At 70.9% G+C, this 21335-nt stretch carries 18 protein-coding genes, 1 tRNA gene and 1 pseudogene; 12 read left to right on the top strand and 8 right to left on the bottom strand.

Annotated elements, in window-relative coordinates; genetic code table 11:
* Nucleotides 1–6 precede the first annotated feature (6 nt).
* Entirely contained in the window at nt 7–600 is a 594-nt protein-coding gene (locus ABZ374_RS18195; protein WP_360312078.1) for a CGNR zinc finger domain-containing protein, read from the bottom strand.
* Between the two features lie 184 nt (nt 601–784).
* Here ABZ374_RS18195 and ABZ374_RS18190 point away from each other — a divergent pair, with 184 nt between their 5' ends.
* Nucleotides 785–2086: an MFS transporter gene (locus tag ABZ374_RS18190; RefSeq protein ID WP_360312076.1), complete on the top strand. Its 1302-nt coding sequence runs from the start codon at nt 785–787 to the stop codon at nt 2084–2086.
* A 7-nt stretch (nt 2087–2093) separates the two neighbouring features.
* Here the strand turns inward: ABZ374_RS18190 and ABZ374_RS18185 are convergent, their stop codons facing one another.
* Complete coding sequence (locus ABZ374_RS18185) at nt 2094–2585, bottom strand: MarR family transcriptional regulator (RefSeq protein WP_360312074.1); 492 nt, start codon at nt 2583–2585, stop codon at nt 2094–2096.
* Between the two features lie 193 nt (nt 2586–2778).
* Here ABZ374_RS18185 and ABZ374_RS18180 point away from each other — a divergent pair, with 193 nt between their 5' ends.
* Nucleotides 2779–4422: an MFS transporter gene (locus ABZ374_RS18180; RefSeq protein WP_360312072.1), complete on the top strand. Its 1644-nt coding sequence runs from the start codon at nt 2779–2781 to the stop codon at nt 4420–4422.
* A 70-nt stretch (nt 4423–4492) separates the two neighbouring features.
* Here the strand turns inward: ABZ374_RS18180 and ABZ374_RS18175 are convergent, their stop codons facing one another.
* Nucleotides 4493–5860: an MFS transporter gene (locus ABZ374_RS18175; protein WP_360312197.1), complete on the bottom strand. Its 1368-nt coding sequence runs from the start codon at nt 5858–5860 to the stop codon at nt 4493–4495.
* 238 nt (nt 5861–6098) lie between these two features.
* Between ABZ374_RS18175 and ABZ374_RS18170 the strand changes: the two genes are divergently transcribed.
* Entirely contained in the window at nt 6099–6542 is a 444-nt protein-coding gene (locus ABZ374_RS18170; protein ID WP_360312070.1) for a helix-turn-helix domain-containing protein, read from the top strand.
* Between the two features lie 254 nt (nt 6543–6796).
* On the opposite strand, the gene ABZ374_RS18165 is transcribed toward ABZ374_RS18170, so the two are convergent.
* The gene (locus tag ABZ374_RS18165; RefSeq protein ID WP_360312068.1) at nt 6797–7423 is read right to left on the bottom strand and encodes a TetR family transcriptional regulator; all 627 of its coding nucleotides are present in this window, start codon (nt 7421–7423) and stop codon (nt 6797–6799) included.
* Nucleotides 7420–9009: an MFS transporter gene (locus ABZ374_RS18160; RefSeq protein WP_360312066.1), complete on the bottom strand. Its 1590-nt coding sequence runs from the start codon at nt 9007–9009 to the stop codon at nt 7420–7422. Before ABZ374_RS18160 ends, ABZ374_RS18165 begins: the two co-directional genes overlap by 4 nt.
* A 322-nt stretch (nt 9010–9331) precedes the next feature.
* On the opposite strand from ABZ374_RS18160, the gene ABZ374_RS18155 reads away from it, so the two are divergent.
* Together ABZ374_RS18155 and ABZ374_RS18150 are read left to right on the top strand one after the other, a co-directional pair.
* Nucleotides 9332–9508 carry a hypothetical protein gene (locus ABZ374_RS18155; protein WP_360312064.1) on the top strand — a complete coding sequence of 59 codons (177 nt, stop codon included), beginning with the start codon at nt 9332–9334 and terminating at the stop codon, nt 9506–9508.
* Nucleotides 9509–9865: 357 nt separating this feature from the next.
* The gene (locus ABZ374_RS18150) at nt 9866–10294 is read left to right on the top strand and encodes a hypothetical protein (protein ID WP_360312062.1); all 429 of its coding nucleotides are present in this window, start codon (nt 9866–9868) and stop codon (nt 10292–10294) included.
* A gap of 200 nt (nt 10295–10494) precedes the next feature.
* On the opposite strand, the gene ABZ374_RS18145 is transcribed toward ABZ374_RS18150, so the two are convergent.
* Nucleotides 10495–11703: an ATP-binding protein gene (locus ABZ374_RS18145; protein WP_360312060.1), complete on the bottom strand. Its 1209-nt coding sequence runs from the start codon at nt 11701–11703 to the stop codon at nt 10495–10497.
* Nucleotides 11700–12374, bottom strand: a complete 675-nt coding sequence (locus ABZ374_RS18140) for a response regulator transcription factor (protein ID WP_360312058.1) — start codon at nt 12372–12374, stop codon at nt 11700–11702. Before ABZ374_RS18140 ends, ABZ374_RS18145 begins: the two co-directional genes overlap by 4 nt.
* A 117-nt stretch (nt 12375–12491) precedes the next feature.
* Here ABZ374_RS18140 and ABZ374_RS18135 point away from each other — a divergent pair, with 117 nt between their 5' ends.
* The 6 genes from ABZ374_RS18135 to ABZ374_RS18110 all read left to right on the top strand — a co-directional run bounded on the left by ABZ374_RS18135 (nt 12492) and on the right by ABZ374_RS18110 (nt 18326).
* Nucleotides 12492–13055: a hypothetical protein gene (locus ABZ374_RS18135; RefSeq protein WP_360312056.1), complete on the top strand. Its 564-nt coding sequence runs from the start codon at nt 12492–12494 to the stop codon at nt 13053–13055.
* Entirely contained in the window at nt 13055–14140 is a 1086-nt protein-coding gene (locus ABZ374_RS18130) for a peptidoglycan-binding protein (protein WP_360312054.1), read from the top strand. Before ABZ374_RS18135 ends, ABZ374_RS18130 begins: the two co-directional genes overlap by 1 nt.
* Nucleotides 14137–14901, top strand: a complete 765-nt coding sequence (locus tag ABZ374_RS18125) for an ABC transporter ATP-binding protein (protein WP_360312052.1) — start codon at nt 14137–14139, stop codon at nt 14899–14901. Before ABZ374_RS18130 ends, ABZ374_RS18125 begins: the two co-directional genes overlap by 4 nt.
* On the top strand, nt 14898–16100 hold the full coding sequence (locus ABZ374_RS18120) for an ABC transporter permease (protein ID WP_360312050.1): 1203 nt from the start codon (nt 14898–14900) through the stop codon (nt 16098–16100). The genes ABZ374_RS18125 and ABZ374_RS18120 overlap by 4 nt, the downstream gene beginning before the upstream one ends.
* 633 nt (nt 16101–16733) lie before the next feature.
* Nucleotides 16734–16806: transfer RNA gene (locus ABZ374_RS18115), tRNA-Lys, on the top strand.
* A 668-nt stretch (nt 16807–17474) separates the two neighbouring features.
* Nucleotides 17475–18326, top strand: a complete 852-nt coding sequence (locus tag ABZ374_RS18110; RefSeq protein WP_360312048.1) for an NAD(P)H-binding protein — start codon at nt 17475–17477, stop codon at nt 18324–18326.
* A 531-nt stretch (nt 18327–18857) separates the two neighbouring features.
* Here ABZ374_RS18110 and ABZ374_RS18105 read toward each other — a convergent pair.
* Nucleotides 18858–20363: an ATP-binding protein gene (locus ABZ374_RS18105; protein ID WP_360312195.1), complete on the bottom strand. Its 1506-nt coding sequence runs from the start codon at nt 20361–20363 to the stop codon at nt 18858–18860.
* A gap of 284 nt (nt 20364–20647) precedes the next feature.
* Here ABZ374_RS18105 and ABZ374_RS18100 point away from each other — a divergent pair.
* Nucleotides 20648–21278 (top strand): annotated as a pseudogene (locus ABZ374_RS18100) (class IV adenylate cyclase).
* The last annotated feature ends 57 nt before the right edge of the window (nt 21279–21335 follow it).

Here is a 21335-nt window from a genome sequence, read left to right as displayed (position 1 = left end):
GGTGGGTCATCGGTCCGTCGGGTCGTCTGCGGTGGTCGTTTCGGGCCGGGGCGGCGCACCGTGTTTGGCGGCGTAGCGGCGGGCCTTGGTGCGGTTGCCGCATACGCGCATCGAGCACCAGCGGCGGCTGCGGTTTTTGGAGACGTCCCAGAAGACCCAGGCGCAGCCGTGTTCCGCGCAGCGCTTGAGCCGGGTCGATTCGCCGGAGCCGACCAACTCGCCCCAGGCGATCACCAGTTGGGCCAATGCTCGCTGTACCGGAGGGAGTTCGGGGCTCGGCGTGAAGCCGCCGGGCCGGCCGTCGGGGCCGAGGACGAAGACCACGGGCAGGGTGCGCAGCACGTCGTCGGCCTGCCGGAGCGGCTCCGGGGCGGGGGTGGTGCCGACGGGTACGCCCAGTTTCTCGCGCAGGCCGGCGCGTAGTCGCCGGGCCGCGTCGAGGTCCGTGGGGTCGACTCGGGTGTCGGGGGTGAGCAGGCTCCGGGCGGCCAGCCACGCGCCGAGTTCGGATGGCGTGGTCAGGTCGTCCGTACCGAGTTCGACGTCGATGGTGTTCACGAACGCCTCGATCAGCACGGCGGAGGCGGGTGCTTCGAGCATCGGGGGCCTCCGTGGTGCGTGTTGTCGGTCGGGTGTCGTCTCGGTCTTCGTCCGGTCCGGCCCGATCCAGTCTATCGCCTCGGTAACCGGCTAACGACTTTACCGGTTGACGTTGTGTGCGGGGCGATGCCACGATCGGGTCGGCGAGCCAACCGGTAAAAGGCTTTGGTGGTTTGGAGGGGCGATGGTCTTGCAGAGCGTCGGTGTCGACGTCCCGAGCGGGCGGAGGGTGAAGCCCGCCGCTGCCCGGAACACCTCCGTGCTCTTGGCCTTCACTCTCGTCACCAACCTGGCCGACGGGATCACCAAGATCGCGCTGCCGGTGCTGGCCGCCCGCAGCACCGATTCCCCCGGGTTGATCTCGCTGGTCTCGCTCGCCCTGACGCTGCCGTGGCTCCTGGTCGCGCTGCCCGTGGGGGTGCTGGTGGATCGTGCCGACCGGCGCCGGTTGTTGTGGCTGGCCGACGGGCTGCGGCTGCTCGCCATCGGGGTGTTGATCGCGATCGTGCTCGGTGGCCGGGTCACCCTCGTCGCGCTCGCGCTCGGCGGGCTGGTCCTGGGCGTGGCCGAGGTGATCGCGCTGACGGCCACCTCGGCGTTGATTCCGGCGATCGTTCCGCGCGCCGGTCGGGAGCGTGCCAATGCGCTGATCACCGGGGCCGAGACGGCCGCGAACGAGTTCGCCGGCCCGTTCGTGGGCGGGCTGTTGCTGGCCGCCGGTACCGGTCTGGCGCTCGGGGCGACCTGGGTCGCGTATCTCGCCGCGAGCCTGCTGTTGCTTTTGCTCACCGGCCGCTTCCGGGCGGCGGGCCGGGACGACCCGGGCGCCGGCACCTCGACCGACCCCGACTCGGTTGCCCGGCAGATCGGCGCCGGGCTGCGCTTCCTGTGGCGGGATCGGCTGCTCCGCACGATGTCGCTCATCCTCACCGTGCTGTGCGCGAGCTGGGGCGGCTGGTTGGCGCTGATGCCGTTGGTCGCGCACGACGTGATGCGGCTGTCGGCCCGCGAGTACGGGGTGGTGTTGAGCGCGCTGGGTGTCGGCGGCCTGCTCGGCGCGTTGTTGGTCGGGTGGCTCAATCGCCTGATCGGCCACCGGCGGGTGATGCTCGCCGATCTGGTCGGCACCTTCGCGATGATGGCGGTGCCCGCGGTGACCACCGACCTGTGGGCGGTCGCGGGGGCGGCCTTCGTCGGCGGTCTGGGTGGCACGTTGTGGTCGGTCGACGCCCGGCTGATCGGTCAGAACCTGGTGCCCGAACACATGATGGGCCGCTACAGCGGGGCCGCCCGGCTGCTCGGCTGGGGGGCGATGCCGCTCGGTGCGGGCCTGATCGGCGGGCTTGCGCAGTGCTTCGGGGTGCGCGCCGCGTTCGTGGTGTTCGCGGTTGCCGTGGCGGCCACGATTCCGGTGTATCTGCGGGTCGTCACCGAGGAGCGCCTGGCGCCCGCGTTGCGGGTGCCGGGGGCGGCGGATGTCGGCTGAACCGGGCCTACCCGGGCGGCTCCGGCCACATGCGCCCCGCCGGCGTGTCCGGGCCGTCGACCACCGCGGTGATCATCCGCAGGTTCGCCGCGAACACCTCGGCCTGCTCGGTGCCGATCGCTCGGCTGATCAGGCTGTCGGCCTCCTTGATCACCCGTCGTCCCTCGGCGACGCCCGCGTTGCCCAGTGCGGTCAGTTCGAGCAGGACCACCCGTCGGTGTACCGGGTGCGGGCGGCGGACGATCCAGCCGGCCCGCTCCAGCGCGGCCACCGCGGTGTTCACGCTCTGCGGGGTGATGTGGTGGGCGCGGGCGAGGTCGGCCGCGGACATCGCGCCGTTCTCGTCGAGTCGGCCGGCCAGGCCCAGTTGGTTGATCGAGACGCCGATGCCTTCCAGTCCCTCGTTGAGCAGCCGGTGCATGGACTGCTGCGCACGCCAGAGCAGATGCGGTAGCTGCTCGCTCCACGCGGGTTCGACGATTTCGTGGTGGGCGGGCATCGCGCGCTTCCCTTCTCCGACTGGCCGGGGCCTGCGCCGCACGGGCGCCTCACCCCGTCACCGTAGGGCACGCCGACGGGCGGCTCGGCACTCGACACCTTGGCAGACGCCGAACAAGATGGCAGTCCTCATACATGTTCTAAGTCTTCTGATAACTTAACAGCCTACGGATAACTTGGAAGGCTGTCGCACCATGCCCACGAACCCCCAGTCCGCTGCTTCGCCGGCCGCGCACGCGCCGCCGACCTCCACCGCGACCCGCCCCGCGCTCACCGTCGTGCTCGCGTGTCTGGGGGTCTTCGCCTCGTACGTGCCGATCGGCGGCGTGGCGGTGTCCCTGCCGACCATCCAGCGCGGGTTGCAGGCGTCCACGAGCGATCTCCAGTGGATCAGCGACTTCTTCATCCTGCCGATGGCGGCGCTGATCCTGACCTTCGGCCTGATCGGCGACCTGTACGGGCGCAAGAAGGCATTCCTGGCCGGCCTGGTCCTGCTCGCGGCCGGCGCCACCACCAACCTCACCGCGCACAGCGTTGCCCAGGTCTGGGTGGGCCAGGCGCTCTCCGGCGCGGGCGGCGCCGCCCTGCTCACCTCCAGCCTGGCCCTGATCAGCCACGCCTACCCGGACTTCCGGGCCCGCGCCAAGGCCATCTCCGCCTGGGCCGCCTCCCTGGGCCTGGGCATGTCGCTGGGCCCGCTGCTGAGCGGGACGATCCTCGAACACGCCTCCTGGCGCTGGATCTTCGCGCCCATCGTGGTGGTCTGCCTGGTCGGCGCGGTGGTCGCGGCGGTACTCCTGGAGGACTCCCGCTCGCCGCACGGCCGGGCGATCGACGTCCCCGGCCAGATCGCCGCGATCATCGCGATCACCAGCCTGATCTACGGCGTGATCGAGGGCGGCACCGTCGGCTGGACCGACGGCCCGGTCCTGGTCGCCTTCGCGCTGGCGATCCTCGGCCTGGCCGCGTTCATCGTGATCGAACACCGCTCGGCGACCCCGATGTTGTCGCTCAAGCTGTTCTCCTCGCCCTCGTTCACCGGCGCCGGCGTGGTCACCATGATCACCATGTTCGGCCTGGTCGGCATCGTCTTCTCGCTCAGCCTGTTCTTCGGCAACGTCCAGCACCTGAGCGCGCTCGACGTCGCCTACCGGTTCCTGCTCATCAACGGGCTCACCGTCGTGCTCGGCCCGATCGTCGGCCGGCTGATGGGCCGGATCCCCTCGGGCGCGCTGCTCACCTTCGGCCTGGTGTGCACCGGGATCGGCATGTTGACCCTGAACACCCTGGAGCCGGACACCGGATTCGCCGCGCTGATCGGCCCGCTCGTGGTGATCGGTGTGGGCTTCGCGTTCGTGATGACGCCGATCACCTCGGTCGCGGTGAGCAGCGTCCCGCACCACCTGGCCGGCATGGCCAGTGCGGGCAACAACACCCTGCGCCAACTCGGCGGCGCGCTCGGTCCGGCCGTCCTGGGCGTGGTGCTGACCAACCGCATCACCGCCGCCCTGCCGGAGCACCTGACCGCCTCCGGTCTGGCCCCCGCCGACCGCGAGCACGTCACCTCGGCCGTCTCGGACGAGGGCCTGTCGGCGGCCGGCCATCTGGGGCTGGCGCCCGAGGCCACCGGCAAGGCCCTGTCCGCCGTCGGCGACAGCTTCGCCGACGCGCTGCACCTGTGCATGACCATCGCGGGGCTCGGCATGTTCGTCGCCGCCGCGGTCGCCGTGCTGACGATCGGCGTCCGCCGGCCGAGGACGCCCATCGGCGCGACGGCCTCGCGGGTCCCGGCGTCGGCGTCGGCGTCGGCCCCCGTGGCCGACTCCACCCGAGCCTGAGCCGGCGCCGCTCGCCGATCCGGGTCGATCGGCGAGCGGCGCCAAGCCCTTCGTGCAGCGGCACCGCGAACTACTCGACCGGCACCCGCACCCGCCCGCGCAACCCCACGACGGTCACCGCCGCGCCCAGCAGCGCGCCCGCCAGCGGCACGGTCAACGCCACCCGGAAGCCGTCCAGTTCCGAACCGCCCGCCCCGGCCAGCACCGCGGTCACACTCGACAGTCCCAGCGCCGCGCCGAACTGGAAGGCGGTGTACAGCAGTCCGCCGGCCAGACCCTGCTCGTCCTCGTCGATGCCGTCCGTGGCGGCGATCGTGAGCGGCCCGTAGGCCAGCGCGAAGGCGAGCCCGAGCAACAACATCGTCGGGAACATCGCCGCGTAGGAGGTGTCCGCGTCGATGGACAGGAACAGCGCGTACGCCACCGCGGCCAGCAACATCCCGCCCAGGATCACCCGCAGGTTGCCGAACCGCTCGACCAGGCGCGGCGTCACCGTCGGCGCGAGCACCGTGTCCGCGCCGACCGCCAGCAGCGCGAGACTGGTCTCCAGGGTCGACCAGCCGCGTACCTCCTGGAGGTAGAACACCGCGATGAACTGGAAGCCGAAGAACGAGCCCGCGAACAACATCGCCCCCAGGTTCGCCCGCACCAGCGCCCCCGAGCGCAGGATGCCCAGCCGCACCAGCGGGGTGCCGGCGCGACGTTCGGCGGCGACGAAGGCGAGCAGCAACGCGATCCCGCCCGTGAAGACCGCGATCGTCCAGCCCCAGCCCCGCGCCGGGTGCTCCAGCCGAACCACGCCGTACACCAGCAGCAACATCGAGCCGGTCACGCTGATCGCGCCCGCCACGTCGAAGCCCTGACCGGCGCGATCGGGACGCTCGTCCTCGGGGATCAGCGCCAGGGCCGGCACCAGGATCACCGCGGCCAGGGCCACCGGTACAAAGAACACCAGCCGCCAGTCGATCGCGGTCAGCAGGCCACCGATCACCAGCCCCAGCGAGAAGCCGCCCGCGGCGGTGCCCGCGTAGAACAGCAGCGCCCGGTTGCGTCGGGGTCCCTCGGGGAAGCTCGTGGTGATGATGGCCAGCCCGGCGGGCGTCATGAAGGCGGCCGAGGCGCCGGTCACGAAACGCGCGACGATCAACATCCAGCCCTCGTCGGCGAATCCGCCCAGGCCGGAGAACAGCAGGAAGACGGTCAGCCAGAACAGGAACATCCGCCGCCGGCCGAGCAGATCGGCGGTACGCCCGCCCAGGAGCATGAGACCGGCGTAGGCGAGTACGTACGCGCTCATCACCCAGCTCACCGCGCCGGTGGACATGCCCAGGTCCTCGCGGATCGTCGGCAGCGCGACATTGAGCATCGCGACGTCGATGCCCTCCAGGAAGATCGCGCCGCACAGCACGATCAACATGCCCCACGCGCGGGCGCCCATCCCTCCGGCGTCGTTCTCCGGCGGCGTGTGCGGCGTTCTGGGCGCTTGCGCCGCGCCCGCTCCGGAAGCGGAGGCGGGCGAGGCGGTGGTGGTGGACGAGGACGTGGATGCGGACATGCGGCAGCCCCTCGGGACGCTGGATGCGGGTGGATGGTGGCGTCGAGGCGCGGGGTCGGTTATCCGACCGAACCCGGTTCCCTCTTGTAACCACCCCCATCCTTCGGCAGCATCGACGTCCATGGAAGAAGGCACTTCAAAGGAACCGACCCCCTGCGTGAGTAACCAGGACGACTACGACGCGCTCCAGTGGGACGTCCGCGAAGGGTGCGAGGTGCGGCAGATCCTCGACCGGGTCGCGGACAAGTGGTCGCTCCTGGTGATCGCGATCCTGGAGAGCCGCACGCTGCGCTTCACCGAGCTGCGTCGGGAGATCGACGGGATCAGCCAGCGCATGCTCACCGTGACGCTGCGCCAGCTCGAACGCGACGGCCTGGTCCGACGCACCGTCTACCCGGTGGTGCCGCCGAGGGTGGACTACGCGCTCACCCCGATGGGCACGACGCTGCACACCACGATCCGGTCCCTGGTCACCTGGACCGAGGAGCACCAGGAACGCATCGCGGAGGCCCGGGCCCGGTACGACGCAAGCGTCGACGCGGAGCCGGCACCCGCCGGTCGCTGAGTCGGGCCGGCCGCGCGGGCGATCGGGAGGGGGCCACCAGGGCGGGTCGGCAAGTGGCGAACGGGGGCGGCCCGTTCTTCGCGCCGATGACCACGGGCCGGATCGGGCGGCGCACCCCGATCCACCGGATCCCGACGGCCGGTCCTGCGACCGACGGACGAGACGACGACCGGGGCGGCGAGTTCGATCACCCCGGCCGACCAGCCGCCGCCGACGTGGGCGCATCGTGACCGTGCGCCGTCGATCGTGGGCGGTCAGAAGCGGAGGCCGTCGGTGAGGATCCGCAACTGGCGGTCGTACAGCTCGACCAGGTCCTCGATGCCCTCGTGGTCCACCCAGTACCGCATCACCGCGGTCGAGACGCCGATGATCGCGGCGGAGGCGCACCTGAGTTCCAGGTCGCCCGGGTCGCGGCCGGTGCGCTCGGCCAGCAGCGCGGTGATCCCGTCCTGGGTGCGCAGCAGTTCGTCCATCGCTCGGGCGCGGAGGGCCGGGATGGTGAAGATCATCCGGTTCCGGTACAGGAGTTCGTCCCGGTCGGCGGTGAAGATGTGGGCCAGCGACTCGGTCATCGCGTGCCGGATGGCGGCCACGATCGGTTCGTCCGCCGGCCTGGCGGCCAGCGCGTCGCCGAACACCGAGTCGTACTCGTCGGTGAGGACCACGTCCTCCTTGGTCGGGAAGTAGCGGAAGAACGTGCTGCGGGAGACGTCGGCGGCGGCGGCGATCTCGTCGACGGTGGTCGCGTCGTAGCCGTGTTCGGCGAACAGCCGGTACGCCTGGTGGCGAATGCTTTGGCGGGTCTTGAGCTTCTTGCGTTCGCGCAGACCGGGGGCGGCGGGGCGGTGCGCGGGCTCGGTCGGGGTCTCCCTGGGGCTCATGCGAGCAATTCTCCGTGGCGGGAAGCGAGGGCCGGCGGCGTGGGGGCGGGCGTGTCCGTGCTCTCGCCGGGCAGGCGGACGGCCGCGAGGGCGGCGACGACCAGTGCGATCGCGCCGCAGACCACCAGAACCAGGTCCATGCCGTGGACGAACGCGTCGTGCGCGGACGCCAGGAGCGCGGGATCGTGCGTCTGTACCGCCACCGCGTTCGCGCCGGACAACGAGTCCCGGGCCGCGTCGCCCGCCGGCTCCGGCAATCCGCCCACCGCGAGTCGGTCCAGGTAACCGGCGCTCAGCACGCTGCCCAACACGGCCACCCCCAGCACCCCGCCGACCTGTTGCACGGTCTCCAGGAGGCTTGCGCCCGAGCCGGTGTCGTCGGCGGGCAGCGACCCCATCACCATGCTGGTCGCGGGCACCACGGCCATCCCGAAACCGAGCCCGGCGAGGCCCAGCCAGCCGGCGGTGAACCCGTACCCGTCTCCGCCGTCGGTGCCGGCGCCGAGCAGCGCACCCGCGCCGAGCAGTGCCAGGCCGACCGAGATCACCGGACGGCCGCCGAACCTGGGCACCAGCGTCTCGCTCAGCGTGGCGGACACCAGCAACCCGCCGATCAGCGGCAACATTCGCAGCCCGGTGCCGAGCGCGTCGTTGCCGAGCACACCCTCCAGGTACTGCGGCACCACGAACAGGATGCCCATCACCGCGAAGTTCACGAACACCGCGATCAGCGTGCCCCACCGGAACCGGGCATTCGTGAACAGCCCGAGATCGACCAGCGGACGTGCGAAGCGCCGCTGCCGCAGCACGAATCCGCCCAGCAGCAGCGCCCCGCCGAGCAACGTGCCGAGCACCGGCGGACTGCCCCAGCCGTCCCGCGGCACCAGGATCGTCCCGTAGACCAGCGCGGTGATGCCCGACGCACTCGTCACCATGCCGAGTACATCGACCGGCGCCCGCCCGCCTGCCGCCACCCGTACCCGCTTCGGGTCGGCGGGCAGGAACACCGCGCTCAGTACCAGGGCGAGGGCGACGACCGGGATGTTGAACAGGAAGATCGACCCCCACCGGAAGTGATTCAACAGCCAGCCGCCGACGACCGGCCCGATCGGCATGCCCAGCGCGGTGGCCGCGGTCCAGGTCGCCACCGCCTTCGGCACCTCCGCCGGCCCGAAGATCCTGGGCAGGATCGCCAACGACAGCGGCATGATCATCGCCGCCCCGAGCCCGAGCACGGCCCGCACGGCGATCACCTGTCCCGCCGAACCTGCCCAGGCCCCGGCAGCCGAGGCAAGCCCGAAAACCGTCATCCCGGCAAGCAGCACGCGCTTCAACCCGTACCGGTCGCCCAACAGCCCGATCGGCAACATCGCGGCCGACAAGGCGAGCAGGTAGCCGCCGCCGATCCACTGCAACTGCGCACTGTCCGCGCCCAGTTCGCCGGCGAGGGTGGGCAGCGCCACGTTGATGATCGTGCCGTCGAGACCAATGATCAGCGCGCTCGACACCAAGGCCGCGAGGGCCCACCAGCGGCGGGGGGAGAGGGGCACGGGCGGTGGCGGGGTCATGTCCATCTCCGATTCCATGGGTGACACTCGACATTAGGTCACAACAGAACCTTGGTATCAATAGAACCTGAGTTTCACTTTTAAGTTGTGGTGGCGCGACCTGGGCCTGTCGCGTGCGGACGCAGAACGGGCCATGCGCGACCTGTCGACCTCGATCGACCCGCGAAAGAGGAACGATGAGTAGCAAATTCCCGTCCGCCACCTGGTCCGGCGGCGCCGTGCCGCCCGCCCTCTCGGTCGCCCGCGCGCTGCGCGAACGCGGCCACGACGTGCGGGTGTCGGCCGACAAGTCGCTGCACGACCAGGTCGCCGCCGTCGGTGCGGAGCCGATTGCCCGGCCGTGGACCCGGCGACGATCCGCCCGCCCGGCAACGTCCTGGCCGCCGCGGTCGCCGCCGAAACGACCCCCGACCGCGCAGTCACCGAACTCGAAGCCCTGGTCCCGCAATCGCCCCACCACGCCGGGGCCACCCTCGAACCCGACCCGACAGGGCCCGCACACACGCCGTCGGCCTGACGCGGTGGAACACGGTGCGCGCCCGGGTGGCGGGGTTGTTCGGGCGTGGTGACGCGGCGAGGAGGGCGGTCTCCGGCGTCTTCGCCGAAACCCCGCCCCCACCGGCGCACCGCGGCACGGGGTGGCGCGGCGCGGGGCGGGATCGAACACAGGCGGCGCGGGGGACGAGCGAGAGCGGGCCGGCGGGCGATTCCGTGGTACGAGCAGACCCTCCACACGCGGGCGGGGTAGTCGTGACGTTCGAGCTCTTCACCGCTATTCGAACGTGCGTACGATATCGGTGTGGGCAAGGAGAGCGAGTCGGGTGCGCCGGCAGCGGAGAGAATCACCGCCGACCGGCGTGCTCGCGATGCGCAAATGCGGGCCAGAGCGAATGTCACGCGCCGGATCGGCACCGTCCGGCGGCATTCCTGGACGCGAGGGGACGCGGGCACGCGTCCGGTCGTCACCGCGAAACGATCACTGCCGCCCACCGACGACGACCCTTGGCCGGCCGTCGACCCGGTATGGACGGAGCGCACGCTGCCAGGTCTGCTCGACGACGCCGGCATCCCCCACTACCGGCGACACGGGGTGCTCTTCGATCACCCCGCCGTTGCCGCCCACGTGGTCCGCATCCAACTCGCCGCAGACCTCGAAGAATTGCGCCGAGGCTACGCCACCGCCCGACTCTGGTGCACCGAGAACGGGCTGCCCCCGCAAGCCACCGAGGAACTCCTGACGCTGTACGCGACCCTCGGCCGAGCCCAGCGCGCAAGCATCGACCGCGCCATCGTGTGGGCGTGAGCCCGCCGGGCCATGATCGTGTCGGCGGGCGCGGGCAGCGTTCTGCTGCGGCCTGAGACCTTGCCTCCCGGAGCGCCGGCCCGTGTTGGCGTCCGCGTTGGCGCGGGCGGCCCTGGATGAGCTCGATCCGCGCGGATTTTCGACAGGTACGGGGCCGATCGTCGGTCCCGATGACCGGCCGGCGACGGGGCGAATCGGGCCTAGCACAGTGAGCCGTGCGCGGCGTCGGTGGGGCCGAAGGCCACTTGCACGGTCAGGCCGCCGTGAGGGTTTGCGTCGGCGGCGACCTGGGCGCCGTGGGCGCGGGCGATGGCCGCGACGATGGCCAGGCCGAGGCCGACCCCTTCGTCGGGGGCTTGGCGGCGCTGTGTGCTGCGGTGGAACGGTTCGAAGAGGCGTGGCACGGCGTCGGGGGCGATGGTCGCCCCGGTGTTGGTGATGGTGAGTGCGCCGTGGCCGGTGCGGACGGTGACGTGTCCGCCGGGGTGGTTGTAGTGGATGGCGTTGCTGACGAGGTTGTGGGTGAGGCGTTCGAGGAGCACCGGATCACCTTCGGCCCGCAGGGGTTTCGCGTCGAGGGTGAGGGTGATACGGAGCCGGTCGGCCTCGGGGGCGAGGGTGGCGGCAACGGTGCGGGCGATCTCGTCGATTCGACAGGGGGTGCGTCGGTCGAGTCCGCGTTCTGAGGTGGCGAGGAGCAGGAGCCCGGCGATCAGGTGTTGGCTGTGTTCGCTGATGTCGACGAGTTCGCGGCGGATGTAGGCGACCTGGTCGTGGTCGGGGCGGCCGGCGAGGCCGATCTCGGCGGCGGCGCGTTGTTGTGCGAGCGGGGTGCGCAGTTCGTGGGCGGCGTGGGCGGCGAAGCGGCGCTGGGAGTCGACGAGGTGTTCGATGCGATCGAGCATGTCGTCGAAGGTGTCGGCGAGTTGCTTCAGCTCCCCGGGCGGGGCGTCGAGATCGATGCGTTGGTGCAGCGTGGTCGCCGAGAGCCGTTGGGCGGTGCGGGTGATCGCGCCGACGGGCCGCAGGACCCGGCCTGCCATCCACCAGGCCGGCAGCACGGAAAGGGCGGCGAAGATCGCGAGGGCGACGAGCGAGGCGGTGAGGAGGCGGTTGAGGAAGGCCTGTTCGATGGTGCCGGCCAGGTCGAGGGTTCCGCCGCCCTCGCGCGGGACGCGGGACGCGGGTTCGGGGGTGTTGGGCGCCGGCTCCTCGCCGCCGGTCATGGAACCTCGGATGATGACGTCGGTGATGCTCGCGTAGAGGCCGTGCCGCAGCAGTGTGTACATCACCGCGATGAGCCCGCCCCCGGCAAGGAGCAGCAGCCCGGCGTACGGGAGCGTCAGGCGCAGCCTCTCGTCGGCGTGCGGCCACCACCGCCAGGGCTGCGCTGTGGGCCGGGTCGTCACCGGGGGTCCTCGTCGTCGGCGAGGCGGTAGCCGGCCCCGGGCACGGTTTCGATCACCGGGGGGTCGCCGAGTCTGGTGCGCAGGCGGCTGAGGGTGACGCGGACGACGTTGCTCTGGTAGCCGGCGTCTGTGCCCCAGACGGCCTCGACCAAGTCGTCGTGGCCGACGACGCCGCCGGCCGCGCGCATCACGGTCTCCAGGACGGCGAACTCTTTGAGGGACAGCGTCAGGGGGCGACCGTCGCGGGCGGCTCTGCGGCTGCCCGTGTCGAGGCGGATCCCGGCGCGCTCCAGCACCGGGGGCAGTGCGGGATGGGTGCGGCGGCCCAGGGCCAGGACGCGGGCGAGGAGTTCCTGGTAGGCGAACGGCTTGCCCATGTAGTCGTCCGCGCCCAGGCCCAGACCGGCGACCTTGTCGTGGACGGTGTCGGAGGCGGTGAGCATCAGGACACGGGTGAGGAGTCTTTGGGCGACGACGCGTCGGCATACCTCGTCGCCGTTCAGGCCGGGCAGGTCGCGGTCCAGGACCATCACGTCGTAGGCGCCGAACCGCAGTTTTTCCATCGCGTCGAGCCCGTCCGCGCTCACGTCGACGGCCAGGGCCTCCCGGCGCAGCCCCTCGGAGATCATCTTGGCCAGGAAGGCGTCGTCTTCGACTACGAGCACGCGCATGGGTCCTGTCTACCGGACGTGGGCGTTGCACCGGTGTAACAGCCGCCGTTAGGGAAGCGAGAGCGCGCTGTCGCCCAGCCTGTGGTGCCACGACACCGACCACAGGAGGCGACGGCCATGCGGACCACGCAGATCACCACGACCATGGGGGAGAAGACCGAGAGGGTCACGAAGAGGTACCGGGTACGCCTGGCGGCGGCGGGCGGCCTGTCCGCGCTGGTCCTGTTGGCCACTGCATGCGGCAGCGACGGCGAGTCCGGCGGCGGATCCGGCGGCGGGAACGGCGGGTCGGCCGGGCAGGACGCCGGGGCGGAGCAGGCCAAGCAGATGGACTGTCTGCGCGGCAAGGGCATGAAGATCGAGGACGCCAAGCCCGGTCGGAAGGGCGCGATCTCGCGGGGGGATCTGACACCGGAGCAGATGGCGCAGGCGCTGGCGGACTGCGGCATCCGGGACAGCTCCGGTCGCGGCGGCGCCGGCGATACGGGCGGGGGTGGGCTGGACCGGCAGGCGAAGGACAAGTACCTGGCGTATGCGAAGTGCATGCGTGAGGAGGGCATCGACATGCCCGACCCGCAGTTCGTCGACGGCTCGGTCAAGTCGGAGGTCACCGGGGCGCAAGCGGATCCGGCGAAGTACGCGGCGGCGGACAAGGTGTGCGCGCAGAAGGCGGGGTTCTGATGCGGCGGCGTGTGGCGTCCGCCGTGGTGGCGGCCGTGGTCGCCGTGTCCGGCGGCGCGGTCGCCGCGTACTCGCTCGAGGACGGCAAGGGTGATCGCGGGCACGAGCAGGCGGGCCCGCTGCCGCAGGCGGTGGCCGATGTCACCCGGGGCGACATGAACGCCGCGGTGCAGGCGCCGGGCAGGCTCGGCTTCGCGCGCGGGCAGAAGGTCGGCTCGGGCGGCGACGGCGTGCTGACCTGGCTTCCGGAGGCCGGCGCGGAGGTCGGCCGGGGTGGGAAGCTGTTCGCGCTGGACGCCGAACCGGTCCACCTGATGTTCGGCGCCACGCCGGTGTATCGGGAGATGAAGGCGGGCGACGAGGGGGAGGACGTCGGCCAGCTGAAGCAGAACCTGAAGGCTCTGGGGTTCGGCCCGCAACTGGCTGCGGACGATGAGTTCACCCCGGGCACCGTCAAGGCGGTCAAGGCCTGGCAGAAGGCGGTCGGTCTGGAGCAGACCGGGACCGTCGGTCCCGGGGAGGTGGTGTTCGCGCCCGGCCCGCTGCGGGTGGACACGTCGGAGGCCCAGGTCGGCGACCGGCTGGCGCCGGGCAAGACGGTGTATTCCGCGTCCGGGGCGGCGCGGCTTGTCGAGGTCGATCTGAAGGTGTCCGAGGCTGGGCAGCGCAAGCCCGCCGACAAGGTCACCGTCCAGCTTCCGGGCGGGGTGAGCGTCCCGGGCCGCGTCTCCTCGGTCGGCGCGTCGGCCGAGGCGCCCCAAGGCGGCCAGGGAGGCGGCCAGGGCAGCGGGGGCGGCAGCGATCCGAAGATCAAGGTGACCGTGGAGTTCGACGACCCCGCGCAGGTGCGGGGCGTGGACCAGGCACCGGTCACCGTGCTGTTCGCGGGCCGGTCGCGGACCGGTGTCCTGTCGGTGCCCGTCGAGGCGCTGGTGGCCCTGCCCGGCCGGGGCTTCGGCGTCCAGGTCGTCGAGAACGGGCGGGTGCGCGACCTGCCGGTCACTCTCGGCCTGTTCGCCGACGGTCGCGTCGAGGTGTCCGGGGACGGCCTGGCCGAGGGCCTCGACGTGGTGGTACCGACATGACCGCCCACACCACCGCCGACACGCGGGGCCATGCGGGCCCGGTGCGTGGTGGCGAGCCGTGGGAGGGCCGGCCGGTCGTCACGCTCAGCGGGGTGACCAAGGAGTACCCCGGCGGGGTTGCCGCGCTGCGGGGGGTGGACCTGGTGGTCGGCGCGGGCGAGCTGATGGCGATCGTCGGGCCGTCCGGGTCGGGGAAGTCCACCCTGCTGCACATCATCGGCACGCTGGACAGGCCCACTGCGGGCACGGTTACGGTGGCCGGGCACGAGGTGACCCGCATGGCGGACCGACGCCTGTCCGCGTTGCGCGCCCAGCACGTGGGGTTCGTTTTCCAGGCGTTCCACCTCGTGCCCGGTGCCAGCGCGCTGGCCAACGTCGCCGAAGGGCTGCGCTACTCGGGGTTGCCGCGCAATGAGCGGCGGCGGCGGTCCGTCGAGGCGCTTGACCGCGTCGGGCTCGGCGACCGCGTACATCACCGGCCGCACGAGCTGTCCGGCGGCCAGAAGCAGCGCGTCGCGATCGCCCGCGCGGTCGCCGGCGCACCGGACATCCTGCTCGCGGACGAGCCGACCGGTGCACTGGACTCCGCGTCCGGCGACGCGGTGCTGGCGCTTCTGCACGAACTGAACGCGGACGGCGCCACCATCGCGGTGATCACCCACGACCGGGAACTCGCGGCGGCGCTGCCGCGCTGCGTGAGCATCCGCGACGGCGAAGTCGTCGACGACACCCGCACGGTCCGGCCGAAAGAGACGCGATGAACCATGGCACCCGACTGACCCCGGCCGCCCTCACCGCCCGCGACATCGCCCAGGTCGGCTCCGCCGGGCTGCGCGGCAGACCGATGCGGGTGATCCTCTCGGCGCTCGGGATCGCGCTCGGCATCGCCACCATGATCGCCGTGGTCGGCATCTCCTCCTCGTCCAAGGCCAAGCTCATGGACGACCTCGACAAGCTCGGCACCAACATGCTCGTGGTCACCCCCGGGCAGTCGATGCTCACCGGGCAAAGCGCCGTACTCCCCCAGAAGGCACCACAGATGATCGGGAAGATCGACGGCGTCCGGAACACCGGCGCCACCGGCCTGACCGACGCGCACATCTACCGCTCCGAACACATCCCGGTCACCCAGACCGGCGGCCTGTCCGTTCAAGCCGCCACCGAAGATCTCTTGGCCGTCCTGCGCGGCTCCATGGCAGCCGGCACCTGGCTCAACGCGGCCAACGGCCAGTTCCCGGCCGTGGTCCTCGGCGACCAGGCCGCCGCCCGACTCGGCGTCACCCAACCCGGGCAGCAAGTCCTCATCGGCGGCGGGTATTTCACCGTCGTTGGCATCCTGCTCCCGCTCCCACTCGCGGAGGACATCCGCACCTCGGCCCTGGTCGGCTGGCAGGCAGCCAAAGACTTGCTCGGTTTCGAGGGTCACCCCAGCGCCGTCTACGCACGCTCCGCGGACGAGGCCGTGGCAGACGTACGCGACCTGCTGGCCCGCACCGCCAACCCCCAGGCCCCGCACGAAGTCGAGGTCTCCAATCCGTCCGACGCGCTGGAAGCCAAAGCCGCCTCCGAGGGAGCCTTCAACGGCCTGCTCCTCGGCCTCGGCGCCGTCTCCCTCCTCGTCGGCGGAGTCGGTGTCGCCAACACCATGATCATCTCCGTGCTCGAACGCCGCCACGAGATCGGCCTGCGCCGCTCCCTCGGCGCCACCCGCGGCCAGATCCGCATCCAGTTCGTCACCGAGTCGTTGGTGCTCTCCAGCCTCGGCGGCCTCGCCGGCATCGCCCTGGGCTCCCTGGGTACGTGGATCTACGCCACTTCCCGCGGCATGCCCTGGGTCGTAGCCCCGACTGCCGCAGCGGGCGGATTCGCCGCCACCCTGCTCATCGGCATCATCGCCGGGCTCTACCCCGCCATCCGAGCCGCCCGCCTGTCCCCGACCCTCGCCCTCCACGCCGTATAACCGACTGCGACACGGCGTGCGGCTCTTCCCCGGCCACCACGTGGAACGAAGGTGAGCCCGAGCCGCCCAGGGGCGCGACCGGGCTCACCTTCGTCGATTCGGGATCGACGGCACGTGCGAGGGAGAACCGATGGCCGGATAGTCGGGCCCTGGATTCGCGCTCGACGGCACGAGCGGGATCGCGTAAGTGGGACGCCCGGCCGGCGTCGGCTCGACATGAAGACGCCGGCTTCGGATGACGACTCGGACCAACCGTCGTGCTCGCCATGTCGGCGTCGGAGCGACTTCACCGGCCACGGGTAGTGACCAAACTCCCTCCATGGCGTGCCCGGTCAGAGGATGCAAGTGAGCACGCAGGTGAGCACGGACGCCCACGGATGAGCTCGACTCGCGCGTGTTTTCGACCCCTCGCGCGGATTTCCGGTCCTCGGTCGAATCGGGCGCGGCCCCTCAAGGGGCGCCCAGACAGGTCGGATTTGTACACCTCGGGTGTTCATGGTGCCTGCGGGTCTCAACCGTCCGGATCTACATCTACGCAGGTCACGGCGTGTCCGGGGATACTCGCAGCATGTTCGATCCGATACCGGTACTCTGCCGGTGGGCAAAAAGCGGATCACCGCCGGACGCCCAACGGGGCCGTTAGCTCAATTGGCAGAGCAGCGGACTTTTAATCCGCGGGTTCAGGGTTCGATCCCCTGACGGCCCACTCGCGTCAGGGCCAGGTTTGGGCTGCTGACCAGCAGAAACACTGCGAACCGCAGTCTTTTTTGCCGCCCTGGACCTCTGGTCCGGGGCCGTCTGCGTGAGCGGTTGCGCGCCTGGTCAGCCTGCTGTAGCACTACCTCGACGGCGTCCACGGCACTGATCCACGCGGTCTGATCGACGCTCCAGAGGGGGAGTCGTCGCGGTGTCGGTCTCGACCCGTTCGCCGTCCGCAGGCTGGGAGCCCGTCTCGTGCTCAACGCGGAAGCCGGGCCGAAGCGCGGGCAGTGTTCGACGACGTCCCGGCAGTATGGCGCCGGCCCGGCGTCGCGTGCTGACACGCGTCTCGGGCCCGAGTTCCCGCTGACCAGGCGCCTGCTGTCGAGGATCGCGTCGCGCCTGCGCACGGCCGGTGCAAGCCGCGGCGTCGACGAGCACGATCCAGTCGTGCAGATGACCGGATCACGGGAATCGCCTGCGCAAAGGCATCGGCCTCCGGACGGTCCGACCGCGCCCCGGGCCTGCAACACATGGTGCATCGCGTCCCTGGCCTGCACCCTCGAACCCTGGTCCTCCGGGTCGACGGCAAGGGCGTGGTGACGTGCTGCTTGACCTCAACCTTCGTTGAGGTACGAGGGTCGTGTCATCGAACGGCGAGACGAGGAGATTCCGATGACACAGCCCAGGATCCTGGTGACCGGCGCGACCGGAAAGGTCGGCGGCGCGGTGGTGACCCGACTGCACGCGGCGGGCGTGCCCGTGCGGGCGCTGGTGAGAGGGGAGGCGGACTTCCCGGAAGGTGTGCAGGCGGTACGCGGCGATCTCGGTGATCCCGCGTCGCTGGACACGGCTCTGGAGGGCGTCGATTCGGTCTTCCTGGTGTGGCCGTTCCTGAGCGCCGAGGGCGCGTCGGAGGTGATCGACGCGATCGGGAAGCACGCCCGACGGGTGGTGTACCTGTCATCCGCCGGCGTCGGGAGCCAGGAGGAGAAGCCGGGCGAGGCGATCACCATGTTCCACACGGAGTTGGAGCGGCTGATCGAGGCATCGGGCCTGGAGTCGACGGCGCTGCGGCCCACCGGGTTCGCGAGCAACACACTGGGCTGGGCGGAGGAGGTCCGCACCACCGGTGCGGTACGGGCGGCGCTGGCAAGGTTGGCCCGCCCGCTGATCCACGAGGCGGACATCGCCGCAGTCGCCGTTCAGGCGCTGACGACCGACGCCCTGCTCGGCGCCCGCCCCCTGATCACCGGCCTCGAACCGATCACTCAGGAACGGCAGGTGGCGCTGATCGGCGAGGCGATCGGGCGGCCGGTGCGGTTCGAGGAGATCACACTGGACGAGGCCGCCGAGCAGATGAAGGCGGCGGGCTGGCCGGCGGAGCTGGTGGAGGCCGTGCTGCCGGCCCAGGCGGAGATGCTCGACAATCCGGAGCCGGTCAACGATGAGGTGGAGCGCATCACGGGCACCCCGGCCCGATCCTTCCTGGAGTGGGCGGTGGACCACGCGGCGGACTTCCGCTGAGAGGGACGTCGATACCCGTTGACACAGACGACCGAAGCATCGGATCTCGACTCCGTGTCCCACACGCTTGACGCCTCGTGGTCGGGCTCCCCGCTCAGGCAAGCCCCGAGCGGTTGAACCGTGCAGGTCGGGAGGCCATCTCGCGACCATGGCGTGCCGGACTTGCCGCTGGTGCGCCATCGCTCCCCTGTGGTGTCCAGCCCGGCGACCACCGGTCCGTCGAGGCCGACGACGACGTCCGACTTCAACGTACGCAGGGCAGCCACCGGGGACGGGAAGTGGCTGACTCTCGGCGAACGGGGTTGTGGCGTCCCAGAGTTGATCCCGACGAGGCGGCGATGGTTCGTTCCTGCTCGTCGAGTGCCGATCGAGGGGGACAGGCGGTGGCCGAGCCTGCTGTGCAGGAGGTTCTGCAGCGGCGGGTGGTCGCGGCAATGGAGTCGCGGCGGATACGGCGCTTCCGCAGGGAAGCCGGTCGCCGGATCGCCCAGGGACTCCGGGCCGGTCCGGAGCCACTTTCACCACACCGAATTACTCCCCGTAGAGGGTGGGCAGGTCGACTAGGAGGATGTCGTTCCGTCGGCCCACCAGTTCGATCAGGTCGGGGTAGAAGCCGTGTAGGGAGTACAAGGCCAGCGTGGTGCCGGCGGTGTCGTACCCTTGGTCGGCCAGCAGAGTGCGAATGTGCTCCAGACGTTGCAGGTCTCCCGTGCCGCGGCGGGCGGCGGTCGCCTTGGCCTCCCCGATGAGGGCGATCTTCGCGCGGGGGGACTGCGGTCGTTCGCCGGCCGCCAGGGCGATGACGTCGACCTCGTGCTTGGTTCGGGCGGCCGAATCAACGACCTCGGTGGTGCCGACCGGGCCGGGCAGACTTGTGGGCAGCAGGCTGTAGGCGTAGCGACGGGTGAAGTCGCGGGCCAGGTCCTCGAAGTGCGGTCCGAGGATCTTGGAGTTGAAGGTCGGAGCGGCCTGCTGCCACACCTGCTCGGCGAAGCCCTGCTCCACTGCGGCCGCCTGCGGCAGCGTGATCAACTGGTTGAAGCGGATGACCGGATCCGCGAGCGTGATGACCGGGTGCCGGGTACGCAGGATGTCCTGCTCACGCCGGATATACCCGGTCGACTCCAGCACCCCGAGAGGGTGGGCAACGGCGTTGCGCGGACGCTCAAGGGCCGCGCCGATCTTGGTGGGGGTGGTGGCGCCCTGGGCGATGGCGGTGAGGATGTCGTAGTACAGCGTGTGCTGCGTGATCCGCGGGTCCTCCCGCAGGAGGTACTCGGTCTCGGTGCGCGAGTACACCGCGCGGCCCGGGTCGAGGAGGGTGCGGGTGAGCCAGGCGTCGAAGCCGTCATCCGGATGCGGGCGGGCAGCCACCGGCCGGTAGCCGGGTGCACCGCCGAGAACCGCGTGCACCTTCAACGCGGTCAGCGGATCCTTGATCTGCCAGAAGGCGCGGCTGTCCCGGTAGTCGAACGGCCCCAGGCGCAGGTCGACCACGGCCCGGCCCCGCAGCGGCTTCGTCCCCGACAACAGCTCATGCATGACACTCATCGCGGAACCGCACAGGATCAACCGCGGGCCCGGCCCGTCCCCGGGCCGCGCGCCACGCTGGCGCTCGTCGTAAAGCTGCTGGAGCAGGCCCGGGATCTCAGGTGAGTGCTGCAGCAGGTACGGCAGTTCGTCGATCACCAACAGCGGGTGCGGTGAACGGGCGGTCACATCCAGGGCATTGGACAGCACATCACGCCAATCCGTCAGGCGCAGACTGCCGGACCGCAGACCGGCATGGGCGGCGACCGCATCGCTGAACCGCTGGATCGCAGGCAGCCGCCCCTCTTCCCGGACCGCCGTGACATACAGGCCGCCGACCTGCTCGGACAAGGCCTGCAGAAGGTACGACTTCCCGTGCCGCCGTCGGCCGGACACGATGCCGAGCCGCATCGCGGGATCCGGATCAGCGAGGAACTCCGCGAGAAGGTTCCACTCTCGGTCCCGGTCGACCACGTCGCCCGGCTTGGCCGGCAGACCGTTCTCCATCGAATCCCCCACAGATTGACTGCGACATATTACGTCTAAGTCTACTTCGACATAATCCGTATTGCTGGGCTTCGCCATGACTGCTGCAGCAGCAGAGCCCGGAGAGCAGAGGCCGGTCCCAACCTTTGGTTCGGGGCCGTCTGTGTGAGTGCGGCGTGAGTGGATATCCCGGCATCAGGTCCCACCGGAGTGGCCGGGGCATCACCGGCGGCCTCGGCCGGGGCAGGCCGCGCGCCTCGCCGCGACGGAGGCCCCCGGACGACGACCGGGAAGAAGACAGGTCGATGAAGCACGAGTACGAAGCCAAATTCCTCGCTGTCGACGTTGCCGATGTCCGGGCGCGGCTGATCGAACTCGGCGCCGTGCGAGCGTTCCCCCGCACGCTGCTCACCCGCAAGATTTTCGAGCACGACACCCTGACCGGCGGCCGATGGCTGCGGTTGCGCAGCGAGGGGACCCGCTCGACCCTGACCCTCAAGCAGGTCACCGACGCCACCACCATCGACGGCACGACCGAGATCGAGACCGGGGTCACCGATCTGCCCGCCATGGCCGAGATCCTGCGCAGCCTCGGGCTTCGGGAGGTCCGCTATCAGGAGAACTACCGCGAGGAGTGGGTCCTCGGAGGGGTCACTCGACCTCGACACCTGGCCCGACCTGCCCACCTTCCTGGAGATCGAGGGCCCCGACGCACCCTCGGTCCGGCAGGCCGCCGCTCTGCTCGAACTCGACTACACCACGGCGAGATTCGGCAGCGTGGACGAGATCTATCGCATCGAGGCCGGACGGGACATTCTCACCGAGCCCACTCTGCTCTTCGCCGACGCCGACGCCGACGCCGACGCCGAATGCGAAGGTGAGGCGGACGACGAAGCCATGCCGGAGGTGGGCCGCGTAACTCCCGAGCCTGCCTGAGGACTTCCTGCTGCCGCCAGGGAAGGAAGCCCGAGTCCCGGGCACCCTCGGACCGAC

Source organism: Embleya sp. NPDC005971 (genome assembly GCF_040629175.1).
In the GTDB taxonomy this organism is placed as follows: Bacteria; Actinomycetota; Actinomycetes; order Streptomycetales; family Streptomycetaceae; genus Embleya.
The sequence above is the reverse complement of the archived record's forward strand: the minus strand, read 5'-3'. Positions and strand labels throughout refer to the sequence as shown.

Bases quoted from the DNA above. Each gene is read 5' to 3' on its own strand.
- ABZ374_RS18195 (WP_360312078.1), bottom strand. From the start codon at position 600: ATGCTCGAAGCACCCGCCTCCGCCGTGCTGATCGAGGCGTTCGTGAAC.
- ABZ374_RS18190 (WP_360312076.1), top strand. From the start codon at position 785: ATGGTCTTGCAGAGCGTCGGTGTCGACGTCCCGAGCGGGCGGAGGGTG.
- ABZ374_RS18185 (WP_360312074.1), bottom strand. From the start codon at position 2,585: ATGCCCGCCCACCACGAAATCGTCGAACCCGCGTGGAGCGAGCAGCTA.
- ABZ374_RS18180 (WP_360312072.1), top strand. From the start codon at position 2,779: ATGCCCACGAACCCCCAGTCCGCTGCTTCGCCGGCCGCGCACGCGCCG.
- ABZ374_RS18175 (WP_360312197.1), bottom strand. From the start codon at position 5,860: ATGGGCGCCCGCGCGTGGGGCATGTTGATCGTGCTGTGCGGCGCGATC.
- ABZ374_RS18170 (WP_360312070.1), top strand. From the start codon at position 6,099: ATGGAAGAAGGCACTTCAAAGGAACCGACCCCCTGCGTGAGTAACCAG.
- ABZ374_RS18165 (WP_360312068.1), bottom strand. From the start codon at position 7,423: ATGAGCCCCAGGGAGACCCCGACCGAGCCCGCGCACCGCCCCGCCGCC.
- ABZ374_RS18160 (WP_360312066.1), bottom strand. From the start codon at position 9,009: ATGGAATCGGAGATGGACATGACCCCGCCACCGCCCGTGCCCCTCTCC.
- ABZ374_RS18150 (WP_360312062.1), top strand. From the start codon at position 9,866: ATGCGGGCCAGAGCGAATGTCACGCGCCGGATCGGCACCGTCCGGCGG.
- ABZ374_RS18140 (WP_360312058.1), bottom strand. From the start codon at position 12,374: ATGCGCGTGCTCGTAGTCGAAGACGACGCCTTCCTGGCCAAGATGATC.
- ABZ374_RS18135 (WP_360312056.1), top strand. From the start codon at position 12,492: ATGCGGACCACGCAGATCACCACGACCATGGGGGAGAAGACCGAGAGG.
- ABZ374_RS18130 (WP_360312054.1), top strand. From the start codon at position 13,055: ATGCGGCGGCGTGTGGCGTCCGCCGTGGTGGCGGCCGTGGTCGCCGTG.
- ABZ374_RS18125 (WP_360312052.1), top strand. From the start codon at position 14,137: ATGACCGCCCACACCACCGCCGACACGCGGGGCCATGCGGGCCCGGTG.
- ABZ374_RS18120 (WP_360312050.1), top strand. From the start codon at position 14,898: ATGAACCATGGCACCCGACTGACCCCGGCCGCCCTCACCGCCCGCGAC.
- ABZ374_RS18110 (WP_360312048.1), top strand. From the start codon at position 17,475: ATGACACAGCCCAGGATCCTGGTGACCGGCGCGACCGGAAAGGTCGGC.
- ABZ374_RS18105 (WP_360312195.1), bottom strand. From the start codon at position 20,363: ATGGAGAACGGTCTGCCGGCCAAGCCGGGCGACGTGGTCGACCGGGAC.